Below are 22,118 nucleotides of genomic sequence, written 5' to 3'. Positions count from 1 at the left end.
TGCAAGGCTAGTCGAGGTGGGTGGCTCGGGCACGGGTCCAGACATGTTCCGGCTCCTCGTCCTCATGGCTGACTGGCACGGTCTGCGCACGGTCGACGGCGTCCCCGCCGGACCAGGTCGCGAGCAGTCGCATCGCGGTTTCGGAGGGTGACTCCGGCTCGGTGGTGTAGATGAAGAGTGTCTGATCGGTGTTTCCGGGCAGCATCAGCGCCTGGTAGGTGACGGCCAGGTCACCGACAACGGGGTGGTGGTAGCCCTTTGCCCCCTCGGTGCGTTCGTTCACTCTGCGCTCGGCCCAGTACTCACGAAAGCTCCGACTGCGGGCGGCGAGTTCGCCCACCAGCTCGCCGAGCTGCGCATCAGCGGGGTGTCGTCCCGCGTCCATGCGGAGCAGGGCGGCCGTGTCGGCGGCGACCGTCTCCCAGTCTGTGTACAGTTCCCGCGCCTCGGGGTCGAGGAAGACGAAGCGGGCCTGGTTGCGTTCCTTGGCCGGCATGGCGTCGAAATCTGCGATCAGCGCACGGGCGAGTGGGTTGGTCGCCACGACGTCGGTACGGCGCCCGAGGACGAAGGCGGGGCAGTAGGCCGTGTTGAGAGTGGCCAGCAACTGGTGCACCGCGGGGCTGAGCCGCTCGGGTGGCGACATGCGGGCCCGCTGAGGCTGGACAGGCCGGCGATGAGCCAGGTCGAACATGTGTGCGCGTTCGGTGTCGTCCACATGCAGGGCGGTGGCCAGCGCGTCGAGTATTTCAGGCGAAGCTGTCCGGCTGCGTCCCTGTTCCAGCCGCGTGTAGTAGTCGACGCTGACGCCGGCGAGCAGAGCCAGCTCCTCACGCCGCAGGCCGGGGACGCGTCGGCGGGCCGTTCTGGGCACCCCCGCCTCGCCGGGGTCGAGTCGGCCGCGGCATGAACGGAGGAATTCTCCCAGCTCCACGATCTGTTCCATGCAGACCATTCTCCGACGCGCTCGGCGCTGAGTGGAGAGATGAGCGTGGCCGCAGCACACCCAGGAAGCCGAAGGCCAGGCTGCAAGGTCGCAGGCAGCCCGACGGTGCCGGCTCAGGGGCAGCAGCGGGCGGCGTGACCGGCGGGGCCAGTCACGGGGGCGTTTGCAGCGCGGGGACGGCGCTGAGAGACCCGAGCAGGGCGAGGGCGTCGACCGAAGGGCTGCCTGCTTCGGCTTGGTAGACAACAAGCTGCTGATCGGCGGCGCTGTGGATGGTAAAGGCCTCGTAGTGCAGCTCGAGGTCGCCGACCGCGGGGTGTCGGAACAGTTTCGCCTCACGCGTCTTGCCCTGTACGTCGTGGCGTGCCCAGAGGTCTCTGAACTCTCCGCTCTTGACGGACAGTTCGCCGACGAGCTCGATCAATCGTCGGTCGTCCGGGTCCCCACCGGCAGCCTGGCGAAGGGCGGCCACACACGATACGGCTGCTCGGTCCCATTCCCGGTAGAAGTCACGTGCGAAGGAATCGAGGAAGGTCATGCGAACGAGGTTGTCGCTGTAGTTGAAGCCTGTGTGGAGGGCCTCGGCGAGCTGGTTGCGCGCCAGGATGTCCAAGCTGTGGCCGAGGATGAAGGCAGGTGTGTCGGACCAGCTCTCGATGAGTTGCTGCATCGGCCGGCCGACGCGTTCGACTCGGTGGGAGCGGCGCATACGGCGGGCACTCGGCACGGCCACCTGGTAGAGGTAGGCCACCGCGGCATCGTCCAGTCGCAGAGCCTTGGCCACAGCGTCGAGGACCTGCTGGGAGGGATGCCGTTCGCGGCCCTGTTCCAGGCGCATGTAGTAGTCGACGCTGACGCCGGCGAGGAGGGCGACCTCTTCACGACGCAGACCGGGCACCCTACGGCGGCCGGACGTACTGAGTCCGGCGTCTTCGGGGCGCAGCTGGGCGCGCCGCGCACGGAGGAAACCTCCCAGCGCGCTCTCGGCGGCCGGGCGCTTATCTGAGTCCATGCAGTCGAGGCTAGGTGGATGAACGGCCCTGCGGTGTACGGAAAAGGGGGTGCGCTTTTCCCAGGAGCGCTCTACCTGACCCGCGCCCGGCGCAGGCAGTCCTCGCCGATGCGGCTTCACACGCGCTACGCCGAGCGAACCGTGGGCTCCTGAGCCTTGGGGTACCCATTGCGGCCGATGTTCCTAGCGGACGACCGTCTGAAGAGTGATCCAACCGGCCTACGATGCCCCGCTCCCCCTGCCGGCGCAGCGACATGGTGAGCATCGACGGCGGTGCCTCGCCTCGATGAGGAACTGCCAGGGAGCCTAGGAGTATTTCTCCCAGGAAACTCTCAGCCTTCCTGCTGCTGACGTCCACGGGCAGACTCGAATGCGTCGGGATAGAGGCCCGATGAGCGGAACTCGAACGCAGAAGAAGAAAGGCATAGTCATGGCTACTTGGTTCGTCACCGGCGCATCTCGCGGGCTCGGCGCAGAAATTGCGCGTTCCGCGCTCGCCGACGGCAACAACGTCGTGATCGCGGTTCGTAACCCGGACCGGATTCCGGAAGACTTCAAGGAATCCGACCGGGTTCTGGCCGTTGCCCTGGACGTGACGAGTACCGCGAGCATTCCTGCAGCCGTCGAGGCTGCTGTCGACCGCTTCGGCGGTATCGACGTGCTGGTCAACAACGCCGGCCGTGGTCTGCTCGGGGCTCTGGAAGAGGTCACCGACGCGGAGGCCCGGTCGCTGTTCGACCTCAACGTCTTCGGCCTGATCAACACCACCCGCGCCGTCCTGCCCGTCATGCGCAAGCAGGGGTTCGGCAAGCTCGTTCACATCGGCTCCCGCTCCGGGTTCGAGGGCGAGCCCGGCGTGAGCCTGTACAGCGCCTCCAAGTTCGCAGTCGCCGGAATCAGCGAAGCCCTGTCCGCGGAAATGGCGCCCTTCGGAGTTCAGTCGATGGTGGTCGAACCCGGCGTATTCCGCACCGACTTCCTCGACTCCAGCTCTCTTTCCGTGGCCGCCGACCGTATCGCGGCCTACGACGGCACCCCGGCTCATGTGACGCTGGACTGGATCGACAAGGCCAACCACGCGCAGCTCGGCGACCCGGTCAAGGGTGGGGCGCTGATCTACGAGGTCACCTCCAGCGAGAAGCTGCCGACTCACCTCTACCTGGGGGCGGACACCATCGAGCGCCTCGAGGTCAAATACCAGCAGGTCCAGAGCGACCTCGCCCCCTGGCGCGAGAAGTCCGCTGCCACTGCGCACGACGACGTGTAAGCGGCAGAACCTGGCGCCCGGCCTCCTGCCGGCCCGCCCAGCAGCCCGGTCGGGCCGTGCCCCTCCTGCCGGCCCGGTCGGATGCCATCCCACGGCGCGAACGCCTGCCTGCCACCGTCACCTGATCTCCCTGAAAGGAACGTGCCATGTCCACTCTTCTGTCAGCCTCGCCTCTCGCGGGCCGTGTCGCCGTTGTCTCGGGAGCCTCCAGCGGGATGGGGGCCGCCACCGCGGAGCGCCTCGCCGGTCTCGGCGCCAAGGTCGCCGTTCTGGCACGCCGCCAGGACAAGCTCGACGAGGTCGTGAAGAGCATCGAAGCTGCGGGCGGCACTGCCCTCGCATTCGCCGTCGACGTCACCGACCGCGACGCCGTTCAGGCTGCTGCTCAGCAGATCGCTTTCGAACTCGGCACCGCTGACCTGGTGTTCAACAACGCGGGTGTCCAGCTCATCTCCGGCATCGAGGAGCTCAAGGTCGACGACTGGCAGCGCCAGATCGACCTCAACGTCACCGGCGTCATGAACGTCATCGCCGCATTTCTCCCCCAGCTCACGGCAGCAGCGTCGCAGGGCCGGCCCGCCGACCTGATCAACACGTCATCGATCGCCGCCACCCGCATTCTGGAGAAGTTCTCGATCTACTCCGGAACCAAGGCCTACATCAGCCACCTCACCCGGCTGTTGCGGGTTGAGCTCGGCCCCAAGATGGTCCGCGTCGCCACGATCGAGCCCGGCATGGTCGAGACCGAACTCCCGGACCACGTCGAGGACCCCGACGCCAGTGAGCTGATGGCGGGGCTGATCCGCGACATCGACTGCCTCCAGTCCGCGGACATCGCCGAGACCGTCGCGTTCATGGCTGCTGTGCCGCGCCACGTCAACCTCACCGAGATCACCATCATGCCGACCGCTCAAGCGATCTGACGCGTACACCGGCTGCCCCGTGTGGAGGAGCAGCAGTGGTGTCGACGAGGAGGGGCTGCGCCGGACAGGGCGCGGCCCTCCTCGCGGCTCCTTGGAATACCGAGTCGCATGGCCTCTCGAAGGTCCGCACCGGGCATTCTTTCGTCAGTCATTCCTCAAGACACAGGGCGTTGTTGGCCATGGGGCGGGCTCACTGGGTTCATTGCTGCCGCCTTCTGGGCGAAGACGAGACGATCGCCGAACTGGAGATGATCGTCGGGTTCGACGACGACCTGGCCGGCGAGGCCACCCGGGTGGCGAACCGGCTGCACGGCCCGCTGACCCAGATCCATCCCTCGCTGGAACGGGTCCTGGGGCCGCGGTTGCAGCACCCAGCCGTTCTCACCCTGCTGGAGCGGTTCGGGTCACCGGCCCAGATACGCAAGGCCGGCCGACGACGGCTGATCACCCTGCTGCGGCCGAAGGCGCCGAGGATGGCCGAGCGGCTGGTCGAGGAGATATTCGCCGCCCTGGACGAGCAGACCGTGACCGTCCCAGGGACCGAGGCGGCCGCGCTGATCGTCCCGAGCCTGGCCGAATCCCTGGATGACGTCCTTGAGCAGCGGAAACTCCTGGCCGGACGGATCGAAGAACTCCTGGAGGCCCACCCTCTTTCCCAAGTCCGTACGTCCATGCCGGGAGTCGGCGTCAGGACCGGAGCACGGATCCTGATCAAGAGGTCGGCGACGGCAGCACCGGCGTTCGCCGCCCTGGGCGATCCGGCATCGCGGGCCTACTACGACAAGAAGATCACCCAGGGCAAACACCACACCCAAGCGCTGCTCTGCCTCGCCCGACGACGAGCCGACGTCCTGTTCGCCATGCTCAGAGACGGCACCTTCTACGAACCTCGGACAACCGAAACGAGGTGAGGGCAACCAACCTGCCTGCGAACCGAGATCGCGCAGGCCATGACGGCAGCCCTACATGTCGTGGACCTCCACGTAGAACCCCTCCGCAAGGACAGAGTTCAGGTGCTCCGCATGCGCACCAAGCCATTGGCGAACCTCAGAGAACTTCGCCGACAGTTCGACGAGCACGTAGTCCTCGGCGCCATCAGTCGACCCACCACAGACGCAGCAACGCAGACGCTCACTCACCGCACCCGTCCACTCCGGTCCGCTCCCGCCCGCTGCCACCGACTCATCATCAACATGCACGAGCACATCGTTCCAGACGCCCTAGAACAGCCCCATCTACCTTGGCCAAAGAGATAGGGGCACCCCCCGACGACGGCCCGCCCGGCGGCTGGACCAGGTGCGCATCTCAGAACGGCACCTGCTCCGCCGCTGCGGGACAGCCAGTGATGTACGGCGCCTTCGGCGCGTTCACCACCATCACGGCCACCGGGAACACACCCTGCACCGACGCCACGTTCGGCGACCCGATACACCGCAAGTCGAAGGTCTGCTACACCGCCACCGGAGGCCCACCCGGCTACACCACCGCCTGCTCCGCCGAAGACGGAACCTGCGCCTTCAGCGAGCAGCAGACCATTTGTCTACGGCGCCCGGGCCGCTTCGTCCACAGATAGTTCACCGGGAGCGCCCGTTGCACGACGGCCGCGTTCGGCAGCGACCCACTGCCAGGCGTGGGCAAGACCTGCTACCTCACCCCCTGAGGAACACGGGGACAGGCTCGGACGGCGAACAGGTGCGGCACCGGACGTCGTCCGCCGGCGCGGGTGGACCTTCGCCGAGCAGCGGCACGCAGCTGCAGTACGCCGCTGCTCGATCCCTCCGAACACGACCACCTGGAGTGCCCGTGTTCAGGGGGCCGGTGGCCGTCCCGCCCCGGCCGTCACGCCCAGCCGGCGACGGAACGCGGTCTCGGGCTACGAGCGCACGCTACTGTCGCGCCACCGGCGGCACTTGACTCTCGCGATGGAGCACGAGGTGTTCGTGGTAGAGGACGCCTTCTCGGACGTCGCCGGTGGCAGTGAATCCGGTGTCGTCCGTGTAGTCGATGTGGTTGCCTGTGACGGTGTAGCTGCCGGTGTACGCGCTCTTGCGGTTGCCGCGGGCCTCGTCATAGCGGCCGTTCGGCAGGAGCTCCTGGCGGATGTGTCCGTCTGCGGTCACCCACATCCCGACGTACGGGTGCGGGCCGCGGGGGATTTCGTTGCTGGTCATGAATCCAGAATCGGCCCGGCGACCCGTCGCAACCAGGCCTCCGTCTCCCCAGGTGAGGGCTTCCTGGGGGCAGCCCACCCACCTTCACGAGCGACAGGATCCGGTTCATGACGTGGTCGTTCCGAGCGGCTACGCCGTATGGAGCCTCAAGGCTCCCGAGGGCATCAGCGGGTCGGTGACAACCGCCCGCGCGTCCCGCACACCCAGTCTGCTCAGCGGGCTGAGGTCCACGGGGGGCAGCGCCGAGTGAAGCGGTATCCGGCATGGTGCAGTGTGCCGTCGTGAAACTCGCCGAAGGCCCAGAAGCCGAGGTCGTCGAGGTAGTCGATGCGGGTACCGCTGACCCAGTAGCGCCCCTGGTAGGCGCTGGGTCGATCCCCACGGGCCTCGTCGTAGCGCCCGTTGGGGAGGAGTTCCTGGCGTACGAAGTCCTCTTCATCGACCCACATCCCCGTGAACGGGTGTGTCGAGTCGAAGACGTGCACCCCGTCCGGAGGAGCGGCAGCGGAGGCTTCGTCCAGAGGGCGGCCGTTCCAGAGGCGCACGTGGCCTCCGGTGACCAGGATGTCGAGGTGCGAGCCGCGGGCCGGGACTGCGCCGACCGGAGTTCCGGGGGCGTCGGCCAGCTGGAGGACCGCAATGTCGGCGACATTGCCTGGGGTGAGAGTGCCGCTGCCGGCGGGCGAGGTGAAGTCGGTTGCGGCCGGCAGGACGAGGGCACCCGCGCAGTCGATGACGATCATGTTGTCGTCGCCCGCGGCGGTCAGCAGGCCGGGGCCGACTCCCACGATCAGCGAGCCCCCGATGAGGACATCGGCTTCCTGCCAGCCGCCCATCAGCGGGTTTCCGGTGATGACCGCGCCGCCGGACAGCAGCAGGGGCCGCCCCCGAGGGAAGAGCAGCTCACGCCGGACCGCCTCGTCACGGTGGGGACTTACGGTTGTACGGATGTTCGTCATGGCAATTCCTGTTGGTCGCCGACAGGGCCGAGGCGCACATGGGCCTCGGCCTGACGTCATGGTCATGATTCATGTGTGCGCATCGGGGCCGCGCAATGCCCGCTCCAGCCCCGCTTCCCCGGGGTGCCCGCTGTGGCGCCGGCCCGGCGTCCTGGCGATGAGAAGGAGCCGTGGGACGCTGCGTGAAAAGGGCTTCAGTCGGTGGAGTTGTTCAGGATGTACTCGCGCGATGCGTATACCTGGCTTCGCAACGCGGGCAGGTCGACGTCCAGGACCTGGCCATCCCACTTTCGCGGCTCACCATTGACAAGGACGGCGGTGATGTTGCGGGCGTCCGAGCCCAGCACGATGGTGCCGATCGGATCGTTGAGGGGCATGTTGTTGAGGCCCTCGGCCTCGATGACCAGCAGATCGGCCTTCTTGCCAGGCGTGAGCGAGCCGGTAACACCGTGCAGGCCGTTGGTGCGTGCACCCTGGAGGGTGGCGAAGTCCAGCACATCGTGCGTGCTGATGCGCATGACGTGCTGGTCGGTACCGTAGGCGGCGTTGACCGCGCGCATACGCTGTATGGCGTGCAGTGCTCGCATCTGGGTGAACATGTCGCTGGCCAAAGCGACTTCGACGTCGATGCTCAGTCCCGGCCGGATCCCGACGGCAAGAGCCTCGTCGACGGCGGGGACCGCGGTCTCCAGACCGATCTGTGCGTCCGACGTGGGCGCGAGCGCGACAGTGGTCCCTGAGGCACCCATCTCCTGCCAGGCCTCGGCGGTGAGGCCCGTCGCGTGGATGAGGGTGACGTCCGGGCCGAGGATGCCGGCCTTGGCCCAGCCCAGTACTGCCTCGGATGACGATGCGCCGAAAACGGCGTCGACGCTCACACCCACACCCAGGTCCTGTGCGACACGGGCGAGTTCAGGTCCGTAGGCGAGTGCCGGTCCCGCGATCTCGTCGGTGGAGAGGGTCGCCAGGCGCAGGGTCAGCAGTTGGTCGTCGGTGCTGAAGTACTGGCTCTTGATCCGGGTCAGGTCGCCGGGCCACTGCCGGTGCCATTCTCCGAAGTGCGGTCCCATGGAGGCGTGCACGCCGCGAATGCCAGTGTCGAGCAAGGCCTGGATGGCGGCGTCGGAGTGATCCCGGGTACGGGAGTTGTGCGAGAAGTCGAGCATGGTCGTGATTCCGCTGTCGATCGCGGTCAGGGCAGCCAGTTTCGTGCCGATGTACATGTCCTGGGGTCGGTAGACGGTGGCGTAACCGGCCAGGGTGGTCATCACATAGGCACCGAGGTCGTCGATGTCCGGCATGATCCGGCGCAGTTGGGCTTCCCACGCGTGGCGGTGGGTGTCGACGAATCCGGGAGCCAGGATCGCGCTAGTGGCATCGACTACCACGGCGCCGTCTGCCGTCAGATCGGGCCCGACGGCGGTGATGGTGTCGCCTTCGACGAGCAAGTCACCGCGGGCGAGGACTCCGAGGTCCGCATCCATCGTGACGATGGTCGCGCCGGTGAACAGGATACGTCGGTGTGGGTCGGAGGACTGGCGCTGTATGTGGTCGAGCAGGCCGGCGCTGGTGGTGTCGTCGGTGTCCATCGGATGTCCTTCCCGCGGAGGCGCGGTCGTCGCGCAACGGCTTGGAGACACCAGCGTCGTCCGGGCTCGCCGGGACAACCAGGCCGTGGTTTCCCCGGGTGCCCCACACCCACTGTCACCGCCGTTCTGGACAACGGTGGAGTGAGCGGGGGAATGCAGATGGCCTGCATGGCTCGGTGGTCAGCGACGACTGGCTGAACTCCGGCCCTATGCGCGGCTGACTCGCCGGCGGATCAGGAGCCACATGGCACCCGCGACGACCACCGTGCCCGCCGCCGCGACCCACATCAGGGGCGACGGCGGAGGCGCCGGCTTCGCGTCCACCAGGATGGCCGCCGTGTCGTTCGCGTGCGTGCGGTCGAAGGAGCCGACGGCCCGGATCCGGCCACGGGCACCGGCCACCTTCTTGTCGATCCGGATGTGGAATTCGATGGTGGTTTCCCGTCCGGGCGCGAGCCTTCTGAAGGAGTCCGTTGCGAGATCGCAGACGAACGCCTCGGACGGCTTCTTCGGTCTGTCGCAGACCCAGTCGGGTCCGTTGTCGTCACTCACGTAGGGAATGGACGTGACTGTCGTGCCCTCGGGCGGGATCACCTCGAAACGGCCCGGCTCTTCACCGGGATCCCCCGGGCCCTCATTGTGTACGCCGAGGGCAAGGCGGATGGTGTCACCGATCCTGCCCGTAACGGTCCCCGTGACCGGTCGGTAGTCGGCCTGCTGGGTGGTGCGCACCTCGACAACACGGTGCGGGGAGCGTTGCGCGCCGAATCCTTCGACGGCGACGCGTGTCAGCGTGAGAGGGGCACCCTTGCCCCGCACTGTGTGGTCGGCATCTCTCCCCACCTGGGACGACACCTCGTACACCAGCGCGTCGGCCATGACGCCGGAGTCGGCCGTGGCGACGAGGGGCCTGCTGAGCGCGTAGGCCGTTCCGGGTGCGACCGGAGCGGGGAACATGCACCAGGCCGAGTCCGAGCGATCGCCGGGAGCACCGGAGTTGTAGAAGCAGTTGTCGTGCTCCCGGGCGAAGGTGAGGCCCCGGCCGGACGAGTGGATCTTCATCGCCACGCCCTTGTCCGCGGCGTACCGGCTGTGGTTGGCGAAGGCCGGAGTGATGCGCACCGTTCCGCCGGGACGCACTCCGTCAACCGGCGGTTGCTCGCGCAGATCCAGCAGCGGACCGCCGACCTGCATCCGGGTCGTGGCGGTGACGGTGGGCGCGTTGTCGGCGGACGCGGTGTACGTGATGGTGCCGCCGTCGCCCGGTTTCACTCCGTCGACACCGCTGATGGTGAACGGCGTCATGCTCTCGCCGTCGTTCGGGGAGCCGTAGTCGCAGGTGAACACCTGCTTGTGCCGCTTGCAGTTGGAGTTGCCGAGCCGAGCCGTGCCCGACAGTGCGGTGACGTCGATGGTGAGCTTGATGTTCCTGGCTTCCGCACCTCCACCTCCCGTGACACCCACCGGCACGGTGAAGGTGGTGTTGAACGCCTTCGCGCCCTCGTCCGCGGAGTACATGACATACGTCGCGGGAGCACCGATGGTGAGCGTCACGGGCGCAACTGCCGGGACGGGAGCCGCCGTCGAGCTGTTCATGCCCGCCAGGAGAACGGCGGCGCCCAGGACCGGCACGACAGCGTGACGCCGACCCAACCGAAAATCCATGCGGGCGAGTATCGCACGGTGACCATTCCTGCGGCGGCGAGCGGGATCCCGCCGACCACCTTCGCCCCCGTAGCCCGTCACGAGGAGTGCCGAACGGCAGCAGCGGTGACCCGGATTGACGGCTCCCGGACCACAAATCATCGGCGGAAACGAGGTTGCCGATATCGCACTTGACCAGCGACCAGAAGCCTCGTGCACGTTGAGGTTCGGGGCGTGCAGCGGCAACTGGACCACGGTGAGCCCTTCGGCGTTGGCCGCGAAGCACTCCCGCAGCAGCGCGACCATGTGCATGCCCGCGTTGTCCCCACCGGCACGATCGGCCCGAGGGGGCCCTTCAGCTGATCCCAGCGGCCCCGGGGCCCGGCACGCGGCCGGGAATCCAGGACGGTGACAATGCCGCGATCACACCAAGCCCACCGAGATTCTGGCTCCGCCACCAGCGATGCATCAGATACGGGAACTCAGACGCAGGGCAAGCCGGCTGCGTAGACGTGAAGAGGCCCCGCGGCCGAGCCTCCTCACCTCGTCCGCCCCTAGCTCCTGCCGGCCCGCGAGAGCCAGTACGGCGGCGTAGGGCCGTTCCCCCTCCTCGAGCTTCGCTGCCACGGCACCGAGCACGGCTCGCAGAACGATGCGGTCCGCGCCGGGATGTTCTGCCAGCAGGCGCAGAAGCCTGTTGTCATTCCAGACGCTGTCGCGGGCCCTGCTCAGTTCCAGAAGAGCTGCCGGCGGCGTGTGGGGATTTTCGGCCAGGGCGATCCAGACAAAGGGATAAGGGAATTGGGCGAGACGCCGCAAGACATGACCGTCTGTCGCGGCATGTGCCAGTGCGAGATGGTCGGCAGGCGTCGGCACGAGGATGACCTCTCGGGAGCGTCGAAGTCGTCATCTTGCCAGAGCACCTTGACCAGCAGCGGGCACCGGGGGCGAATCTCGCCCCGGCCCCACCTCCAGTTCGGCCACCTACGACGCATCTGATGCTCTGCCCACGCCGGCGCTCACGACGCGCGAGGACCTCGGGCCCGCTGAAGATCCGCTTCCATCAGCGATCGTTGGGGCCCCTGAACAGAGGGCCAGCCGGGTCCATCGCGGTGATGCGCGCCTCGACGGGGGTCTCCTCTTCTCGCTCGTTCGGTGCCTTGGCTGACTGGTCAGCCTTGACGTTCTTCTCTTGCGGGTCCGTCTTGTTCTTCTTCTCAGCCACGGCGTCGTCTCCCAACATTCGGGGGCTTCCAGCATGACACCGATGGGATCTGCGGGCATCCGCCGAAGATCGCCGCCCCTCACAGAGCCGCCCAGTACGGGTCCGGCCAGGTACCAGCCAGCCACAGCCCTGGGTGCTGGGGCCTGACCGGTAACGGCTCCTCGGCGCCCCGGTCCCGGCGCGCTCGCTCGTCGACGCGGTCATTCCTATGATGGATACCTCTCGCACACATGGCGCATATGGCGATTCACCCGTTCTCTGAATGAATCAGAGGTGACCGCGGATGATCCGGCTCAGCATGCTGAGAACGGTCCTGACGGCGCTCGTCGCCCTCCTTCTGGTGGGTGCGGGCACCGCGCCCTCGCAGGCGGCACGGCAGGAGGACTTCGACGCCGCGACCGTCGAGCAGCTGGCTGAGAAGATCACCGAGATCATGGAACGGGCGGACATCCCCGGCGTGACCATCGGCCTGTGGATTCCCGGGCGAGGCGAGTACGTGAAGTCGTTCGGGGTCTCGGACACGAAGACCGGCACCCCGATGACGTCCGACCTCCACATGCGGATCGGCAGCGTGACCAAGACCTTCACGGTCGAGGGACTGTTGCTGCTCGTGGACCAGGGAAGAGTCGGGCTCGACGATCCCATCGCCACGTACGTCGCCGGTGTCCCCCAGGGCGACCGCATCACCCTTCGCGAGTTGGCCGGCATGCGCAGCGGCCTCTTCGACTACTCAGAGGACGAGAGCTGGATGCAGTCCCTGCTCGCCGACCCCCAGCGCAACTACACACCACAGCAGTTGCTCGACTACGCCTTCGCGCACCCCCTCAACTTTCCGCCCGGGACCAAGTGGGAGTACAGCAACACCAATCTGGTCCTGCTCGGCATGGTGATCGAGAAGGTCACCGGACAGCGCCTGGGGGCCTATCTGGAGCAAGCGGTCTACCAGCCGCTGAAGCTGTCGGAGACGTCGTTCCCCACGACCAACGGGATTCCGGACCCGTATGCCCAGGGGTACACAGACTTCACGAAGGACGAGAGCGTCACCGCGGCCACCAACTGGAACCCCTCGTGGGCCTGGGCAGCCGGAGCCATGATCTCCACCCTGGACGACCTGCACACCTGGGTACCGGCCCTGGCCGACGGAAGACTCCTCGGCCCACGGACGCAGGATCAGCGTCTGGAGTTCCGCCCGGTCGGCTACCCGGGCGTCTCGTACGGGCTCGGCATCATGCGGGTGGACGGCTGGATCGGCCACAACGGCGACCTCCCCGGCTACGAGACCCTCGCGGTCCAGCTGCCGTCCCAGAAGGCCACGTTGGTGATCCTCATCAACTCCGACATCAACTACAAGGGCGACTCTCTCAGCACCATGCTCGGCCGTGCCGTCACATCCGTCGTGACCCCCGACCACGTATTCGACCTGCCGTCAGCCGCGCAGTCCAGGCAGCAGACCCCGACCCCTTCCCCGTAGGACCGGACCGCGGTCAGAAACAGTCAGAAACAGTCCGACAAGACACTCGCCGCCCAGGTCGGTCGACGGGCGTGATGTCGTGCTGTCAGCTTGCGGTGCGGTTCTGCTCAGACCATGTCCGCGCCTCGCAGCAGGAGCTGAGCCACAGCAATGCCGGCGACCACGATGGCCGCCCGGAACGGCCACCGGCTCCGCGTTCCCGAGGCCACAGCCGTGCCCGACACGGCGATGACCACGGCAGCCGTCGCCAGCGTCCAGTCCATGGCCGTAAGCGGCCCGGGTGGCCCGGCCACGAGCACACTGACTGCCGCCAGCATCGCAAACGGGCTCAGCCACCGGCACGCTGCCCGCCCCATCCTCTGGGGCAGTCCACGCACGCCGGTCGCGAGATCGTCCTCGATGTCCGGAAGGACGTTCACCAGGTGCGCGCCCACGCCCAGGAGTGCGCCCGCCACCAGAGCCCACCAGGCCGGCCATGAGGACGACGGCAGACCAAGGGTGACGAAGGCGGGCAGTGAGCCGAAGCCCACGGCGTACGGCAGCGGGGAGAGCACGGTGTTCTTCAACCGCAGGTTGTACGCCCAGGCGGCTGCCGTGCCGACCAGATGCACCGCGCCCGCGGCCGCGCCGCTGAGCAGAGACAGCGGCACGCACAGCGCCAGCGCCGTGCCGGCCGCAACAGCCACCACCCGGCGCGGCAGTTCACCGACGGCCACCGGCTTGTCACGGCGACTGCAGAGGGTGTCGCGTCGTGCGTCGACCGCGTCGTTGCACCAGCCGACGGAAAGCTGACCGGCCAGTACCGCTGCTGCTACCGCCGTCGAACCCGCCGGCCCGCGGCCGGAGGCCAGGGCCAGCGCGGTCACGAAGACGGTCACGGCCAGCGCCGGCTCCAGGTGGCAGGAGCGCAGCAGCGCCGGGATGCGGTGTGTCGTGGGGGCAAGGGCCTCGGACGGGTGTAGAGACACGAGTGCAGGTATAAGTCATGTGCCCCGAGGAAGGCATTACCGACATGCGTGTCCCCGTCATCACCGGCGCTGATGCCTTCTCCGTCCGTACCGCGCCGCCCCGGCCGACCACGCCCGCCAAGGCCACCAAGATCGCCGCCGTCCGCACCGCACTGCCGCCGCACCGTTACGCGCAGGACGACCTCACGGAACCGATCGGTGACCTGTGTCTGCCCCCGGGGGCAGACCGCGCTGTGCTGCGCCGCCTTCACGCCTCCGCCGGCGTACGCACGCGCCACCTCACCCTGCCGATCGAGCGATACTCCGACCTCCGCGACTTCGGTCAGAGCAACGACGCCTGGATGGCTGCGGGCCTCGAACTGGGGGAGGAAGCCCTCACCGGCGCGCTGCAGGATGCAGGGCTCGAGCCGGCCGACATCGACCTGCTGGTGTGCGCCTCCATCACCGGCATCGGCGCCCCGTCACTCGATGCCCGTCTCGCCGGACGCGTGGGGCTGCGGCCCGACATCAAGAGGCTGCCGGTGTTCGGGCTGGGGTGCGTTGCTGGGGCAGCCGGGCTGTCCCGGGTTCACGACTATCTGCGAGGCCATCCCGACGACACCGCCGTACTCCTCACCGTCGAGCTGTGCTCGCTGACGCTCCAACAGCGTGACCACTCCCCCGCCAACCTCATCGCCGGCGCCTTGTTCGGCGACGGCGCGGCAGCGCTCGTCGCACGCGGAAGCGACTGCGCCGACGGCCCCGCCACCGAGCCGGGCAACGCCGGACCCTCAGTGGTCGCGACGTGCAGTCGGCTGTATCCGGACACGGAACAGCTCCTGGGATGGGACATCGGCGCCAGCGGGTTCCGCGTCGTGATCGACGCCGGTGTCCCTGGCATCGTGCGGGACCACTTCGGCCTGCACCTGCGCGCGTTCCTGGGTGAACACGGCCTCACCGTCGACGACATCGAGACCTGGCTGTGCCATCCCGGAGGCCCCAAGGTGCTCTCCGCGGTGACCGACACCCTCGGCCTGCCCGACGACGCCCTGGACAGCGCGTGGCACTCACTCGCGACGGTAGGGAACATGTCGTCCGTCTCCGTGCTGCACATCCTGCAGAACACCTGGCAGTTCCGTCGGCCGGAGCCCGGTGCATGGGGCCTGCTGATGGCGATGGGCCCCGGGTTCTGCTCCGAACTCGTCCTGCTGCGCTGGTGAGCGGCCATATGAACTGGTACACGCTTCTTGTCCTGGCCGTCGCCGTCGAACGTGTCGCCGAACTCGTCGTCGCCCGGCGCAACGGGGAATGGACCCTGGCTCGCGCCGGTGTGGAGTACGGCCGCGGCCACTACCCGGTCATGGTCGCCCTGCACACGGGCCTGCTCGTGTGCTGTCTCCTCGAACCCATCCTCGCCCACCGCCCGTTCCTCCCCGCCCTGGGATGGTCCATGCTGGCGCTGACCCTGCTGGCCCAGGCACTGCGCTGGTGGTGCATCACCACACTCGGGCCGTACTGGAACACCCGCGTCATCGTCGTTCCCGGAGCGCGTCTGATCAGCGCCGGCCCCTACCGCTTCCTACGTCACCCCAACTACGTCGCCGTCGTGGTGGAGATCGCCGCCCTACCCCTGGTTCACTCCGCATGGCTGACCGCGACAGCGTTCACTTTGGCCAACGCCATGCTGCTCACGGTCCGTCTCCGCTGCGAGAACACAGCCCTCGCACAGGCGTTGCCCGCGTGAACGGCGGCCACGACCTGCTGATCGCGGGGGGCGGACCGGCAGGACTGGCGACCGCCCTGTACGCCGCGCGCGCCGGTCTCGACACCGTCATCGCAGAGCCACGTCAGGGGCCGGTCGACAAAGCGTGCGGCGAGGGGCTCATGCCCGGCGCCGTCCACGCCCTCACCACCCTCGGTCTTCAGGTCGCCGGACACCCCATCACCGGCATCCGCTATGTCCAGGGCACACGCAGGGTTCAGGCATCGTTCCGCCAAGGCCCCGGCCTCGGTGTGCGCCGCACCAGCCTGCACAGCGCACTGCACCAGGCCGTTCTCAAGGAGGGTGTGCCTGTACTGCCCGTGCGAGTGGAGGACGTACAGCAAGACACCACAGGTGTTTCCGTCCCCGGCACAGGTCTTCGCGCCAAGTGGCTGGTGGGCGCCGACGGACTGCACTCACCGGTGCGCCGCTCCGTCGGCCTGGCAGCGCAGCCCTCCGGGACACCCCGGTACGGGCTGCGCCGTCACTACGCTGTGCCCCCCTGGTCTGCGTATGTCGAGGTGCACTGGGGACCGCATGCGGAGGCGTACGTCACCCCGCTCGGCCCCGAACTCGTGGGTGTCGCCCTGCTGACCGCCCATCGGGCCCCCTTCGACACCCAGCTGGCTCACTTCCCCGAGCTCGCCGCCCGCCTCCCCGCTGAAGCGGCCGCGACCGTGGTGAGAGGCGCGGGGCCGCTGCGCCAAACCGCCCGCGCCAGATTTCGGGGCCGGGTACTGCTCGTGGGCGACGCCGCCGGATACATCGACGCGCTCACGGGCGAAGGCATTTCCCTCGCCTTCGCCGGCGCCGAAGCCCTGGTCCACAACGTGCGCCGAGGCACGCCGTGGCGCTACGAGACCGACTGGAAAGCCGCGACCCGCCGCCACCGCCTGCTGACCCAACTCTTGGTGCGGGCCCGACAACAACCCGCGCTCGCACCGCACATCGTGCCCACGGCCGAACGCCTGCCACGGGTCTTCGCAGCCGCAGTGAACGCATTGGCATGAGGGACCAGCCCGACCGGGTCGCTACCGGGCCTCGGCCGCAGCGCCCGCTACGGCTCGAAGTGCCGTTCCCGGGCCCGCGCTTGGACGGTGAAAGTCATGTCCCGAGGTCGAGGCGACCGGAAGCGTCAGCCAGTCGCGCTCTGAGCAGATCGTTGCCGCGTTACGTCGGGGCTCAGGTCTCGTCGGAGTGGGCTGCGACGCGGACGGAGGTCCGGCTGGCGGCCAGCCAGGTGCGGGCGGGGCCGGCGGGGGTTGCCGTGTCCACGGTGAGGTGGAGGCGTGTGTCGCCGTCGAGGCCGGGATAGCTGCGCTGTTCGGTTCGGGCGAAGCCGCCGCGGAGGGCTTCCGCGACCGCTCGGGTGGCTTCGGGCATGTGCGCGATGATCCGTAACCCGGCCTGCCGTTTGCTGTGTCCGGGTCTCGATGTGCCTCACGTGGCCGCGCTCCTTTCAGGGTGGGCGCAAAGCCGGCGAGTGGGGGCCGTAGCGCCCGCCCGCTGCCCCCGCGGAGGAAGGTCTGTTTCCTCACCGGCCGGCATCCGTGCGGTGGGCTCGACGACCGTTGTCGTCCGGCAGACCGTGAGGTCTCGGCAGGGGGTCGCTGAAGTGATGAGCCGCGATCCGCGCGTCGAAGACGATGGTCCCCATGTCGCTCACCTCCACGTGCTTCCGGGCAGCGGGATAGCGCGTCTGCCCGTCGGGTTCCCGAACAAGGACATGCAGGCTCCGCCTCCACTCTCTCAGGTGGCTTCCCGCCGCACGGCGTCCCGGATGCCGCGGACGACGTGCCACCGTGCCCGGACGACCACAAGCAGCGCACAACGCCAACGTCGGGAGGCTGCCGGAGCAAGCGACGGCCCACCGGCAATGGGCCGTGCCCGCTCCCCCGGTCCGGCGCCGCTGTTCGGGCGGGCGATGAGGTAGTGGCGCGCCGGGGTGGGAGGCACTTCAGTGGAAGGCGCCGGCGCCGGATGGTGCCCCATGGGCGGCCTCCCCACCGATCAGCTGCCGGCGCTGACGGCCCCGCTCCCCGCCAGCGGCGGAATCCGGATGCCTCCCCCTTCTCCCATCACGCTCGACGGACACGAGCACACCGGGCTTGCACCCGAAATACCCGGGGACTTCACCAAGTTCAGCCGTAGTGGCCTGGCGAGCTGTACAAGGTCTCGGGGCTGTCCGGGACAGAGGTGTAGTGCATGGAGCCGTGTCGGCGGTGGCGGCCGGCACGGTTCGCGTCGTACGCCGGCGTATTCGGCATCAGGCGTCCTTCGGCGGCGAGCATCTGTGCTCGCAGAAGCAGGTCTTTGGAGTTCAGGCCGAGTTCTTCCGCCACGGTCTGAAGATCAAGGCCGGATTGGCAACTCCACTGCAATACGGAGTCCATTCCAGGTGTCCAGGACACCGGGGCATCCGAAACGCCACTTTCCACGGGCGGATGGGCTGGCGTTACGGCTTCCGGGCGCGGATGGGGCACATGGGCGGGCACTGTGTCGGCGTGCGGCTCCCATACGGGATCCGGGACGGGCGGCACCAGCGGGGTGGGCGCTTCTGTCAGAGGGCTGAGCAAGTGGTCGGCGACGGCGCGGGCGTCCTCCTTGCCGACCGTGCGACGTGCGATGCGTACCTCGCGTTCGTTCAGCCCCATCAGGTCGGCCACCGCCCCGTCACTGCCGACAGTCACGGCAAACGCGGCCAATGCCCTCGTCCGGCTGGCTAGCGCCTCATCCATCACCGCCTGCGCCTCACGCACTCGATCATTCGTACTGCAGAACGCCTCAGCCAGAAGCGTGTTGCGTTCCCATAGTTCACGTGGCTCCACGCAGGCACCAACGTTTCCTCACCGCTGGAGATACCCCATCACGGCCAAATCACCCAAAGTGCTCATTGGCGGCCCTGGACAGCAGCTGATCATCACAACCGATCGTCAGCCCAACTCCGCGCCACGCTGCCACACAAGGACCACCACCCAGCTCCGCTTCCTCATCGCCCGCAGTGTTGCGCCGTCGCGCCGACCGGCACACCCCAGTGACGGCCCTTGCCCGTCTCGATGCCGACAGGGGCGGGGGCGAGCCCGGCGAGACCTTGGCTGATTAGCGGGTCGGCCCGCCGTCTGGACGCCCTCGCGGCAGTGCGGCCACAGCAACAGCCCGGGGCAACCTTGAGGCGAGACCGCTCCATCTGCCAAGCGGCAGGTCACGCAACGCGTGCCGCACCAGACAGTCTTCTCGCTACCAGATGCCGTCGATGACTTCCTCGAAGGTCAGGTGCCACTGCGAGCCCTCGTCCTGGAAAGGCAGAGGATCGAACTCAGTGATCTCGGCACGGAGTGCGTCCACGCGTTGCTCCACGTCTTCGCCGTCACTGGCTTCCAGTTCCTGCTGGAGGATCCGGAACTTGGTCAGAGAGTGGACGAGCGATTCGACGTCACGGTGGAGCGCCGTGTGGACGAGCTGCGTCTCACCGTCGCCGAGGGCGTAAACCGTGCCCGTGGCCGGCGCGAGCGCGAGCACGGTGTCGGCGAACATGCCCAGCACCAGCCAGTCGTGGCACTCCTTGGGCACCGTCCCCCTGTCGCCGTACCACTCGGTGAGGTTGATGGAGTCCTCGGCGCGGAGGCCGGCTTTGGACATGAACCATTCGGTGTCCGGTAGGCCGATGCTGCTCAGGAAGCGCGCCGCGCGGTCGTTGAGCTGGTTGTGCGGGCCACTGCAGCGGGGGAAGTAGACGACACCCGTCAGCCCGAACGCGGAGCGCACTTCGTCCGGGGACACGGCGAAGTTCATACCGAGAAACCTTTGCGTGCTGGGCCCCCGTGCCGTTCTTGAGGGCGTCGTCGGCGGTCGAGCCGCGTTCGTCGGCCCGCGGTCGTGGTCGTGGCTCGCTCCGCAGATGGGTCCGTCGGGCCGAGCGGCCGTTCGGGGCCGATCTGGTGAGCGGGTTGGTGTTGGGCGTAGCTGCCGGCGTTCATCTCTACGGGGTTCTTCGGAGAGGCCCGGGCGCGGCGCGCCCTCAATCCGCGTCCACGTCCTCCTCCACCGGGGGCATGAACGCCCGTAGCCACCGTTCCGTCTGGGCAACGTGAGCCTGAGCCGCGCCCGCGGCTGCGACCGGGTCGTGGTCGGCGATGGCCGTTGCGAGGATCCGGTGGTCCTCGTCGCTCTTGCGGCGCAGTTCCGGCCCCTCGGGAAGGGTGAAGACCTGGTACTTGCGCGAGCGGGCGCGGAAGACCGACAGCAGGGACGCGAGCGTCGGGTTGCCGCCGATCCGGGCGACCTCCGCGTGGAAACGGTGGTCGAGCTCCGACGCCTCGGTGGGGTCGTCGGTGGCCTCCATCGTCTCGATGAGCGCGAAGAGGGCAGCCACCGTCTCCGGCGTGGACCGTGCGGCGGCCTGGGAGGCGACATGGGCCTCCAGGACCCGCCGGATCTCGTAGACCTCCAAGAGCCCGGTCAGCGGCAGCAGTTCGAGGGTCAGGGAGAGACTGCCGATGACGTCCTCAGGCCTCAGCTGGGAAACGTAGGTGCCGGAGCCGTGCCGGGCTTCGATGACGCCCAGGGCCGCAAGCATCCGCACGGCCTCACGCAACGAGCCGCGAGAAACCCCCAGTTCCTCGCAGAGATCGCCCTCGGGCGGAAGGCGCTCACCCGCGCCGAGGCGCCCAGTGCCGATCATGTGCCGTAGGCCGTGAAAGGCCCTGTCTACTGCGGACATCGGTCTCCTCCCCTGACGGGCCGGCTCCGTGGCCGTGTCCCCGCTGCACTGTACCGAGGCGAGACATCAAATGACTTCTGCACATCCGGCAGATTCATCAGATGACTTGTCGTGCACCAACCCTTGAAGGCCCGATTCCGCCATGCCAGGATGCCGAGTCATCATACGTCTCTCGGACGGCGTCTGATGTCCCAGACGCGTCCACACCCGGCAGAAGTGGGGTCAAGTGAGCGAGACCGAGGTCACCACCGCGCCCAGCCCTCTCATGCTGGCCGACGGCCGACCCGCCGCCGTGGCGTGGTCGCTGGACCCCGCACTGCGGCATCTGAACCACGGCTCGTTCGGAGCGGTCCCGCTGGTGGCGCAGGAGCGGCAGCACCGGCTGCGTGCGGAGATGGAACGCTCACCCGTGGTGTGGTTCCCGGCGCTCCCCCAGCGGATCGCCACCACCCGCGTCGACCTCGCGGCCTTCCTCGGCACCGCCCCCGACCGCCTCGCTCTGGTGCCGAACGCGAGCGCCGGAGTGAGCGTCGTCTACGCCTCCCTGATGCACCGCCACCGCGGGGAGATCGTCGTCACCGATCACGGGTACGGAGCCGTCACCATGGGCGCGGAACGGCTCGCGCGGCGTTGGGGCGGCCGGGTCCGCACCGCCCGAGTGCCGCTGAACGCCGGCGAGCAGCAGGCCTACGAGGCCGTTGCGGCGGAGCTGAGCGAGGACACCGCCCTGGTCGTGGTGGACCAGATCACCTCACCGACGGCGCGCAGAATGCCGGTGGACCTGATCGGCGCGGAGGCACACCGGCGCGGCATCCCGTTCCTCGTCGACGCCGCGCACGCACCCGGTCTGATCGCCGCCCCACTCACCGGCGTCCAGGCCGACTTCTGGGTCGGCAACCTTCACAAGTGGGGCTGCGCCCCGCGCGGCACAGCGGCGCTGGTCGCCCAGGGCCCGTTGAGTGAGCAGCTCTTCCCGCTGATCGACTCCTGGGGGGCGGCCGATCCCTATCCCGACCGCTTCGACCAGCAGGGCACGGTGGACGCCACCGCCTACCTCGCGGCACACACGGCCCTCCACTTCATCGAGCAGACCTGGGGCTGGGACACAGCACGCCGCTACATGGACGATCTGGCGTCCTACGCCGAGCAGATCATCGCTGCCGCGTTCGCCGAGGTGACCGGTTCGGACGAACCCGTGGACGTCGGTATGCCCGTGCCGGGCATGCGGCTGGTGCGGCTGCCCGCCGCTCTGGGCGCGAGCCGCGTCGAGGCCGACGCGCTGCGCGACCGGGTCGCCGAAGAACTGGGCGTGGAGGCGGCCTTCACCAGCTTCGACGGCGTCGGGTACCTGCGCCTGTCCGCCCACGTCTACAACACCGCTGCCGATTACGAGTACTTCGCCGAGGCCTGTGTGCCCATTCTCGGCGAGTGGGCCAGGACGGCCCGCGCATCACACGTCGCGCCGTAGCGGCGCCCGCACGC

General features: G+C 68.3%; 21 protein-coding genes and 1 pseudogene. 8 read left to right on the top strand and 14 right to left on the bottom strand.

Going from position 1 to position 22,118, the window contains the following annotated elements; all coding sequences use genetic code 11:
• Positions 1-7: 7 nt before the first annotated feature.
• Both OHA05_RS35560 and OHA05_RS35555 read right to left on the bottom strand, forming a co-directional pair.
• The gene (locus OHA05_RS35560; protein ID WP_328862883.1) at positions 8-946 is read right to left on the bottom strand and encodes a helix-turn-helix domain-containing protein; all 939 of its coding nucleotides are present in this window, start codon (positions 944-946) and stop codon (positions 8-10) included.
• Between the two features lie 151 nt (positions 947-1,097).
• Complete coding sequence (locus OHA05_RS35555) at positions 1,098-1,958, bottom strand: helix-turn-helix domain-containing protein (RefSeq protein WP_328862882.1); 861 nt, start codon at positions 1,956-1,958, stop codon at positions 1,098-1,100.
• 430 nt (positions 1,959-2,388) lie between these two features.
• Between OHA05_RS35555 and OHA05_RS35550 the strand changes: the two genes are divergently transcribed.
• The 3 genes and pseudogenes from OHA05_RS35550 to OHA05_RS35540 form a co-directional block, all read left to right on the top strand.
• Positions 2,389-3,225 (top strand): SDR family NAD(P)-dependent oxidoreductase, encoded by an 837-nt coding sequence (locus tag OHA05_RS35550; RefSeq protein WP_328863521.1) that lies wholly within the window; start codon positions 2,389-2,391, stop codon positions 3,223-3,225.
• Positions 3,226-3,371: 146 nt separating this feature from the next.
• A complete protein-coding gene (locus OHA05_RS35545; protein WP_328862881.1) occupies positions 3,372-4,148 on the top strand; it encodes an SDR family oxidoreductase in 777 nt (258 codons plus the stop codon).
• 224 nt (positions 4,149-4,372) lie between these two features.
• Positions 4,373-5,059 (top strand): annotated as a pseudogene (locus OHA05_RS35540) (IS110 family transposase); the annotation flags it as partial.
• A gap of 975 nt (positions 5,060-6,034) precedes the next feature.
• On the opposite strand, the gene OHA05_RS35535 reads toward OHA05_RS35540, so the two are convergent.
• The 6 genes from OHA05_RS35535 to OHA05_RS35510 all read right to left on the bottom strand — a co-directional run bounded on the left by OHA05_RS35535 (position 6,035) and on the right by OHA05_RS35510 (position 11,736).
• Entirely contained in the window at positions 6,035-6,319 is a 285-nt protein-coding gene (locus OHA05_RS35535; protein ID WP_328862880.1) for an Atu4866 domain-containing protein, read from the bottom strand.
• Positions 6,320-6,531: 212 nt separating this feature from the next.
• Positions 6,532-7,278: an Atu4866 domain-containing protein gene (locus OHA05_RS35530; RefSeq protein ID WP_328862879.1), complete on the bottom strand. Its 747-nt coding sequence runs from the start codon at positions 7,276-7,278 to the stop codon at positions 6,532-6,534.
• Positions 7,279-7,472: 194 nt separating this feature from the next.
• A complete protein-coding gene (locus OHA05_RS35525) occupies positions 7,473-8,867 on the bottom strand; it encodes an amidohydrolase family protein (RefSeq protein WP_328862878.1) in 1,395 nt (464 codons plus the stop codon).
• A 207-nt stretch (positions 8,868-9,074) separates the two neighbouring features.
• Positions 9,075-10,463 (bottom strand): hypothetical protein, encoded by a 1,389-nt coding sequence (locus OHA05_RS35520; RefSeq protein ID WP_328862877.1) that lies wholly within the window; start codon positions 10,461-10,463, stop codon positions 9,075-9,077.
• Between the two features lie 516 nt (positions 10,464-10,979).
• A complete protein-coding gene (locus OHA05_RS35515; protein WP_328862876.1) occupies positions 10,980-11,387 on the bottom strand; it encodes a hypothetical protein in 408 nt (135 codons plus the stop codon).
• Positions 11,388-11,574: 187 nt separating this feature from the next.
• Entirely contained in the window at positions 11,575-11,736 is a 162-nt protein-coding gene (locus tag OHA05_RS35510; RefSeq protein WP_313942098.1) for a hypothetical protein, read from the bottom strand.
• Between the two features lie 283 nt (positions 11,737-12,019).
• Here OHA05_RS35510 and OHA05_RS35505 point away from each other — a divergent pair, with 283 nt between their 5' ends.
• Positions 12,020-13,207: a serine hydrolase domain-containing protein gene (locus OHA05_RS35505; protein ID WP_328862875.1), complete on the top strand. Its 1,188-nt coding sequence runs from the start codon at positions 12,020-12,022 to the stop codon at positions 13,205-13,207.
• A 107-nt stretch (positions 13,208-13,314) separates the two neighbouring features.
• On the opposite strand, the gene OHA05_RS35500 is transcribed toward OHA05_RS35505, so the two are convergent.
• Complete coding sequence (locus OHA05_RS35500; protein WP_328862874.1) at positions 13,315-14,175, bottom strand: UbiA family prenyltransferase; 861 nt, start codon at positions 14,173-14,175, stop codon at positions 13,315-13,317.
• 44 nt (positions 14,176-14,219) lie between these two features.
• On the opposite strand from OHA05_RS35500, the gene OHA05_RS35495 reads away from it, so the two are divergent.
• Genes OHA05_RS35495 through OHA05_RS35485 form a run of 3 tightly spaced genes read left to right on the top strand, consistent with a single transcriptional unit; the run spans position 14,220 to position 16,926 of the window.
• A complete protein-coding gene (locus OHA05_RS35495) occupies positions 14,220-15,374 on the top strand; it encodes a type III polyketide synthase (RefSeq protein WP_328862873.1) in 1,155 nt (384 codons plus the stop codon).
• 8 nt (positions 15,375-15,382) lie between these two features.
• Positions 15,383-15,898: an isoprenylcysteine carboxyl methyltransferase family protein gene (locus OHA05_RS35490; protein ID WP_328862872.1), complete on the top strand. Its 516-nt coding sequence runs from the start codon at positions 15,383-15,385 to the stop codon at positions 15,896-15,898.
• Positions 15,895-16,926, top strand: a complete 1,032-nt coding sequence (locus tag OHA05_RS35485) for an NAD(P)/FAD-dependent oxidoreductase (RefSeq protein WP_328862871.1) — start codon at positions 15,895-15,897, stop codon at positions 16,924-16,926. Before OHA05_RS35490 ends, OHA05_RS35485 begins: the two co-directional genes overlap by 4 nt.
• Positions 16,927-17,098: 172 nt before the next feature.
• Here the strand turns inward: OHA05_RS35485 and OHA05_RS35480 are convergent, their stop codons facing one another.
• From OHA05_RS35480 to OHA05_RS35460, 5 genes are all read right to left on the bottom strand, one after another.
• A complete protein-coding gene (locus OHA05_RS35480; protein WP_328862870.1) occupies positions 17,099-17,299 on the bottom strand; it encodes a hypothetical protein in 201 nt (66 codons plus the stop codon).
• Between the two features lie 151 nt (positions 17,300-17,450).
• The gene (locus tag OHA05_RS35475) at positions 17,451-17,573 is read right to left on the bottom strand and encodes a hypothetical protein (protein WP_328862869.1); all 123 of its coding nucleotides are present in this window, start codon (positions 17,571-17,573) and stop codon (positions 17,451-17,453) included.
• 484 nt (positions 17,574-18,057) lie between these two features.
• The gene (locus OHA05_RS35470) at positions 18,058-18,675 is read right to left on the bottom strand and encodes a hypothetical protein (protein ID WP_328862868.1); all 618 of its coding nucleotides are present in this window, start codon (positions 18,673-18,675) and stop codon (positions 18,058-18,060) included.
• A gap of 478 nt (positions 18,676-19,153) precedes the next feature.
• On the bottom strand, positions 19,154-19,708 hold the full coding sequence (locus OHA05_RS35465) for an SUKH-4 family immunity protein (RefSeq protein WP_328862867.1): 555 nt from the start codon (positions 19,706-19,708) through the stop codon (positions 19,154-19,156).
• Positions 19,709-19,934: 226 nt separating this feature from the next.
• Complete coding sequence (locus OHA05_RS35460) at positions 19,935-20,636, bottom strand: FadR/GntR family transcriptional regulator (protein ID WP_328862866.1); 702 nt, start codon at positions 20,634-20,636, stop codon at positions 19,935-19,937.
• Positions 20,637-20,862: 226 nt separating this feature from the next.
• Between OHA05_RS35460 and OHA05_RS35455 the strand changes: the two genes are divergently transcribed.
• Entirely contained in the window at positions 20,863-22,104 is a 1,242-nt protein-coding gene (locus tag OHA05_RS35455; protein WP_328862865.1) for an aminotransferase class V-fold PLP-dependent enzyme, read from the top strand.
• The last annotated feature ends 14 nt before the right edge of the window (positions 22,105-22,118 follow it).

Source organism: Streptomyces sp. NBC_00306 (assembly GCF_036169555.1).
GTDB classification, from domain to species: domain Bacteria; phylum Actinomycetota; class Actinomycetes; order Streptomycetales; family Streptomycetaceae; genus Streptomyces; species Streptomyces achmelvichensis.
This window is presented reverse-complemented; position numbering and strand designations above follow the sequence as displayed.